Source organism: Flavobacterium beibuense F44-8 (assembly GCF_000769915.1).
In the GTDB taxonomy this organism is placed as follows: Bacteria; Bacteroidota; Bacteroidia; order Flavobacteriales; family Flavobacteriaceae; genus Flavobacterium; species Flavobacterium beibuense.
Map to the genome: position 1 here is coordinate 51,524 of NZ_JRLV01000025.1, position 6,060 is coordinate 57,583.

Sequence of the window (6,060 nt, forward strand, 5' to 3'; positions counted from 1 at the left end):
AAATGGCCAACTTATTAAACGAAGATGAGTTTGAAGTTAATCTAAAATGGCAGGATTTTAAAAAGTATTATGTTGCTATATTTTTACTTATTATGGCCTTAACACCTTTAATCTTTTTAATAAGGTGGCTTACAGGTGTATCTGAAACGCTAAGAGACCTGCTTATTTATATTACAGTTTTTATACCTTTTGCTACCCTTGTAACATTTCCTGTTTTTATGTTCAGACGCTCTAAACGGGCTCCTTTACTAAACAGTAAGCTAATTGCTAAAAGTCTTGCAATACTTGTTACCTGTTGGTTTTTGGCTGGAGTATTTTTAATAAGGCTATTTAATTTTATTATGCGTATTGAATATTATGGGTCGGCAAATATAGATTTATATGACCTCCCCCGTGATTTGTTAGGGTTTGCTATACTATTATTAGTAATACAGGCTATCGCTTTTTTAGTACTGTTCCCAATATCATTTCTACTCAACAAATACTTCCCTTGGGAGTTACCCAATAAAAACAAAAAAGAGGCTAAATAGCCTCTTTTTTGTTTATGTAAGTAAGTGGTTAATAATCCCACTGTCGTTTTTTATTCAGTTCTTCCTGTGCTTCCAGCTCTTCGGCTGGTATTACCTTAAGGAAAGACGGATGCTGCTCTATGGCAAATTCAATTTTCTCAACAATTTCATCTATTGTTTCGTTTTCATAATCAATATCAAGCGGCTCTTTAATGATAAACGACTGCAGTATACCTTTCTTTTTCATTCTAAGTCCCTTTTTATCAAACGAACGTCTAAATCCGTCAATAACAATAGGTACTACAATAGGCTTGTGTTGTTTAATAATATGGGCCGTACCCTTACGGATAGGCTTAAACGGTTTTGTAGTTCCCTGCGGGAAGGTAATAACCCAACCATCATCTAAGGCTATCTTGATATTCTCTGTATCGTTTGGATTTACATCACGCTTAATCTCCTCCCCTTTTGCTCTCCAGGTACGCTCTACCGTAATAGCGCCGGCATAGGCAAGTATTCTTGGCAACAGGCCTGACTTCATGGTTTCCTTAGCTGCTACATAATAAATATTAAGCTTAGGATGCCACAGGTATCCTACATTCTTAATGCTGTCTACCCTACCCTTAAGGCTGGCATTAAACACATGGAACATAGCTACCACATCGGCAAAATAAGTTTGGTGATTAGATATAAAAAGAACATTGGTTTCCGGTAATGCTTTTATAATTTCCGATCCTTCTATCTGCAGCTCGTTAAAACCTCTGTAGCGTCTGTGAGTCATTACGCCAAAAAGTCTTATAAGCCATCTTTTTAAAAATAATATATGTCCAAACGGATTTGTTTTAAATAAACCCATAGTTTTTTTCTAAAGTACGAACTGCAAAATTACAAAATCGTCGGCATTATAGTACTCTTTTTATAGTTTCTTTCAATTCGCTTAATATCATGGCAGTAGCTCCCCAAACAATATATTCTTCAAACTTAAACGCCGGAACCATTATTTTTTTAGAATAAGATGTTTCCATTTCGGTCGTAATTACTATCGAATCGTCCAGAAAAACACTCAACGGTAGTTCTATAAGCGCAGTAACTTCATCTGGATTAGGGATAAAATGCGGTGTTTCTGCCGTAAGGCCTAAAAACGGTTTTACCAAAAAATTACTGGGTGGTATATAAATCTCGGTAAACGGCATTACTACATCAATAGCCGAAGGTATAACCCCTACTTCCTCATAGGTTTCACGCAGGGCTGTTGCTTTAAGGTCTGTATCCACAGGATCTACCTGACCTCCCGGAAACGATATTTGAGCCGAATGTACACCCGGATATTCATTTCGACGTATTAATATTAAGTGTGCATCCTCCTGTTTTGGGTAAAACAGCATCATAACGGCACTTTGCTTCGGATTGTTATCTTTATAGTAATCAGGATTTAGCGAACTAATACGTTCTATAGGAGCCATTTTTGCGTGCGCATTAAAGGCTGGTAACTCCTGATTTATTATTTTTGGCACATAATTTAAAAAGTCTTTAAACTTCATCAGGCAATAATCTAATTTTATTTAATAAAGATACTCCAAAAGGAGCACAATTAAAACTTATAAGCCATGTTTAGCAAAGCCGAATCACAACAAATGAAAAAAGAGTTTTGGACCGCATTTGCCGATGCCTATCCGCGTAAATGGCTTTTGTACAACACCAAAATTAAAGATGTAACCTTTAAGTTTTTTGTAGATAATAAAAAGGCCCAGGTTATGCTGGATATAGAGCCTAAAGATGAAGAGAAACGCAAAATATACTTTGAGAAAATAGAGTCGTTAAAAAACATATTACTTGAAGAACATTTACCCGATGCTATTTTCGATAGGCATCATCATCTGGAGAATGGTAAGATAATAAGCCGCATTTGGGTAGAGAAAACCGGAATAAGCCTGCATAACAGAAACTCATGGAACGATATATTTGATTTCTTTAATGAAAAAATGGGGGCGTTTGAGCTGTTTTTCTATGAGTATGAAGACTATATAAAGGATCTTGAAATTAACACCTAATTAGATTTATCTAATTAATGAAAAGTGTCCTCTATGCTGCCTTCCGTCCTGTCTGGTTACAACAAACCAATAATCTGTAGATGGTAACGGACGTCCGTTAAAAGTACCGTCCCACCCCTCATAATTAGGTCCGAATGTTACCAGTAGCTTACCAAAACGGTCGTAAATATCAATGCGTAAATCAGGCTCTTTAAACGAGAACTGTATTCTCCATCGTTCATGATGTCCGTCTCCGTTTGGGGTAAAATAATTTGGATAATGTAGTAAGGTAACTTCATCGGTTTTAGAGCCACAGCCATTTTTATCCCTAACGTATATTTGGTAAATACCCGTTTCTAAATCATAAAAATGATTATCATCCTGATACGTCACTCCGTCTATTGAATACTCATAATCACCTGTTCCCTGTGCCAGTACGGTAATTACGTTTTCATCATCGGTCCAGTCATCAATAGAAACTTCCAGCACAGATGGTGCTTCAGACGGAATCACATCTACCGATGTAGTGCCCTCACAAAACCTATCACCATATGATCGTTCTACTGTAACACTATAAGTACCCGGTTGTGAAACCGTAATTGTTCTTGTGGTCTCTCCCGTATTCCACAGATATGAAGCGTAACCGTTTTCTGCAACCAACTGTAATGTACTACCGTTACAAATTACACCTGTGGTATTAATAACAGGTACAGGTATCTCCCCTACAAATAATTTAAAGGAAGTGATATCAAAGCATATATCTATTTGATTGTGTTCTACTCTGGCGTAAATAGTTTGCCCATTAATGATATTAGTATACAATGACGGTAGCGCATTTGTTCCTGCCTCGGCATTTTGGAGTGTAGTATAATAAGTTATAGTATACAGGGAAGCCGACTGCTCTCCTAATAATCCTGCATTTTGCTGAGACAAATCGAATTCAAAGGTATTACCCGAACCTTGAGGTACACAAACAATCATATCACTTACATCGTTTGCCGTAGCGATTGAGGGCAATGACTGTACGTTAAACGAACGGATAACAATATTACCACAGTTATCTTCTACCCTAAACGTATACTCTCCTTCCGCAAGATTTATAAACACAGGATCGGTTCCGTTATCGATCACAAAAGGAGTACCATTCATGTGGGTAATTCTTATTGAAGTTGGATATCCTGCTATATCAAGAAAAACATCATTAGGGCTACCTGCACATGCCAGTGTATAAGCCCCTGCTATCGTTAAAGTTTCCGTATAATTAAATTCACCTAAAAGCTCCAGGCAGCTTATGTTTTCCTGAGTTCCGTTACCAAACCCTTCGTGGTATTTAATGATTCTGAAATCTCCCGAATAATTTAAGTTATTTACTGGTGTATTATTTTGAACCTGTAACGAATTGGAACTATCGGGTATTGAACCTTCTGTATAAGCTACTCCCGTTTGCGGATGCCCCCAGGTTTGCGTTGCCGTATCAAATCGTTGTAACCAATACTGAGCACCCTGAGTACCGTTACTATCATCGGTAACTTTTACACTAAAACTACCACAAAGAGGAGTAAACTCAAACGCATCTGTTGGCGGATGATAGCCTTCAATTGTAATAGTAAGTGTTTTAGTAAGATCACAAACATCAGTACCCTGAAAAACATATTCACCTTCAGGTAAGTTAGCCATAAACAAATCCCCTACTGTCGTATCTATAAACTGAGTAACATCATAAGGCAGTGGTTCATCAAAGCCCGCAGGTGCAGAGATAATTTGCATAGAAGTAAGCGAACCGTTACCACTGCTAACAGATACACTACCTATTCCTTCCTCGCAGGACGGGATAGTAGTACCCCCAAAATCCTGTTCAACAAACTCTGGTACTTCTACTTCTTCCTCATACTCATAACCACATTCATCAATAAGATGGAGCGTATAAAAACCAATAGGCATATTATTTAATGCCAAAACTCCCTGACTGGTAATATGGTCACTTACATCTTCCGGTAAAATAGCTTCATAAGTATCGGGAGCCGATATTATCTCGGCAAAAACAATCTCTAAATCTTCTATGCTGGCTCTAATTCTTCCAAAAAGGGAGAAACATCCATTATTACGTCCTGTTACAGAAGGTATGTAAGGCTCAAACTCTACATTTAACTGAGCCGTAGCAGTACGACCACACTCGTCTTCTACCAATACCTCATAAATACCAAACGGAACAGGGTTATCCTCATCGCCATAAGCTACAGACGGTTCTGTATATGGTCCATTTGGATTAGGTACAAAATCAGCAGGATCAAAACCATCAGGCGCATCTAAAAAAGTAACCGTATACGATTCCATGAACTTGGAAACATTAAGTACCAAAAATTTGTTACCACATATCCCCTTATAGCTTGATAATACAGCCTCAATATTAGGTTCTACAAAATTGGGTTGAGAGGTAACCGAATCGCCACATCCATTGGTAATGGTAATTTCATAGCTCACACCATCTACAAGCGGTAAAACTTCGGATACTTCTATAGAACTCGGCGCACCGCTATTATAAACCTGTGTGGTAGTTGTATCGGGTTCCCCCGGAACATGGATATTGTATTCAATAGTAACAGGATAAGATATAGAACCGGTTTCCAGTGATACCGTATTGCTAACAGTTATGGAGTCACAGGAATTGATAACAACATCTGGATAAAATGAAGCCGATATTTCAGGATCCAAATCAAGTACTTCCAGTACATATGTTTTTACCTTACCAATACCACAGGCATCAAAAGCCCTTACATTGTATGTACCGGCAGGTAAATTATTGAATTCATTTTCGGGTTGTAAAGGTCGGGTTACCGGTCCTGATATAATTTCACACTCGGCCAACTCTCCCGAAAGTGCATTAACCACTATGGTCGCTCCGTTAGAACAAGCCTCATCTGCCGATGTTACTTCAATGGCAAAATCTACTATAAGGTCATCAATGGTTATATCCTGTTGTTGCGTATTAGATTCGTCATCAAGTGTTTGGGTAGCTATAACACGATACTCCCCTGAGGTAAGACTACCAAGGGTGTTTTCTGTAATAACTGCTATAGGATTGTCTGTATCCGGAAGTAAATAAATGGCATAGGATACAGTTGCATCGGGGGGAAGGTTAGAAACTTCGAAAGTAAGGCTACCATTCCCGAAACAGGTTTCATCTGTTTTTGTAACATTCAGATCAAAATCAGATAACTGGGCATTTACACTACCTGTAAATAACACCAGGGCGATTAATAAAAACTTCATCAACTTCATCTTCTGTTCAGCGTATATACTTATCTCTTAAGAGTAATTATTATGCATAATGTGAAATGGTTGATTTTCAGTTTGGTTACACAATAATATAATTATTTTTTAAATAACTGGCTCTTAAATCGTTATAAAGCTACAATTCATCGATAAACTGTTCTGATTATAGCTAGTAAATAAATAACAGCTAAAAAATAGTTTTCCCTACCTAAACCACTATAAAACAAAAAACCCTATCCATAATAGGATAG

5 protein-coding genes are annotated in these 6,060 nt (G+C 37.6%); 2 read left to right on the forward strand and 3 right to left on the reverse strand.

The genetic code is table 11. The features are described from left to right. Positions 1-2 precede the first annotated feature (2 nt). Complete coding sequence (locus Q763_RS16105) at positions 3-530, forward strand: hypothetical protein (RefSeq protein ID WP_035136065.1); 528 nt, start codon at positions 3-5, stop codon at positions 528-530. A 28-nt stretch (positions 531-558) separates the two neighbouring features. On the opposite strand, the gene Q763_RS16110 is transcribed toward Q763_RS16105, so the two are convergent. Both Q763_RS16110 and Q763_RS16115 read right to left on the reverse strand, forming a co-directional pair. Next, a complete protein-coding gene (locus Q763_RS16110; RefSeq protein WP_035136066.1) occupies positions 559-1,362 on the reverse strand; it encodes a lysophospholipid acyltransferase family protein in 804 nt (267 codons plus the stop codon). A gap of 46 nt (positions 1,363-1,408) precedes the next feature. Continuing rightward, entirely contained in the window at positions 1,409-2,047 is a 639-nt protein-coding gene (locus Q763_RS16115) for an NUDIX hydrolase (RefSeq protein WP_035136067.1), read from the reverse strand. Between the two features lie 66 nt (positions 2,048-2,113). Between Q763_RS16115 and Q763_RS16120 the strand changes: the two genes are divergently transcribed. Next, positions 2,114-2,557, forward strand: coding sequence for a DUF4268 domain-containing protein (locus Q763_RS16120; RefSeq protein ID WP_035136068.1), 444 nt, complete (start codon positions 2,114-2,116; stop codon positions 2,555-2,557). Positions 2,558-2,563: 6 nt separating this feature from the next. On the opposite strand, the gene Q763_RS17605 is transcribed toward Q763_RS16120, so the two are convergent. Beyond that, positions 2,564-5,806, reverse strand: coding sequence for a T9SS type B sorting domain-containing protein (locus Q763_RS17605; RefSeq protein WP_198133480.1), 3,243 nt, complete (start codon positions 5,804-5,806; stop codon positions 2,564-2,566). Positions 5,807-6,060: the final 254 nt, after the last annotated feature.

Excerpts from the sequence above, each read along its gene's own strand:
- Q763_RS16105 (WP_035136065.1), top strand. The coding sequence starts at position 3 with ATGGCCAACTTATTAAACGAAGATGAGTTTGAAGTTAATCTAAAATGG.
- Q763_RS16110 (WP_035136066.1), bottom strand. The coding sequence starts at position 1,362 with ATGGGTTTATTTAAAACAAATCCGTTTGGACATATATTATTTTTAAAA.
- Q763_RS16115 (WP_035136067.1), bottom strand. The coding sequence starts at position 2,047 with ATGAAGTTTAAAGACTTTTTAAATTATGTGCCAAAAATAATAAATCAG.
- Q763_RS16120 (WP_035136068.1), top strand. The coding sequence starts at position 2,114 with ATGTTTAGCAAAGCCGAATCACAACAAATGAAAAAAGAGTTTTGGACC.
- Q763_RS17605 (WP_198133480.1), bottom strand. The coding sequence starts at position 5,806 with ATGAAGTTTTTATTAATCGCCCTGGTGTTATTTACAGGTAGTGTAAAT.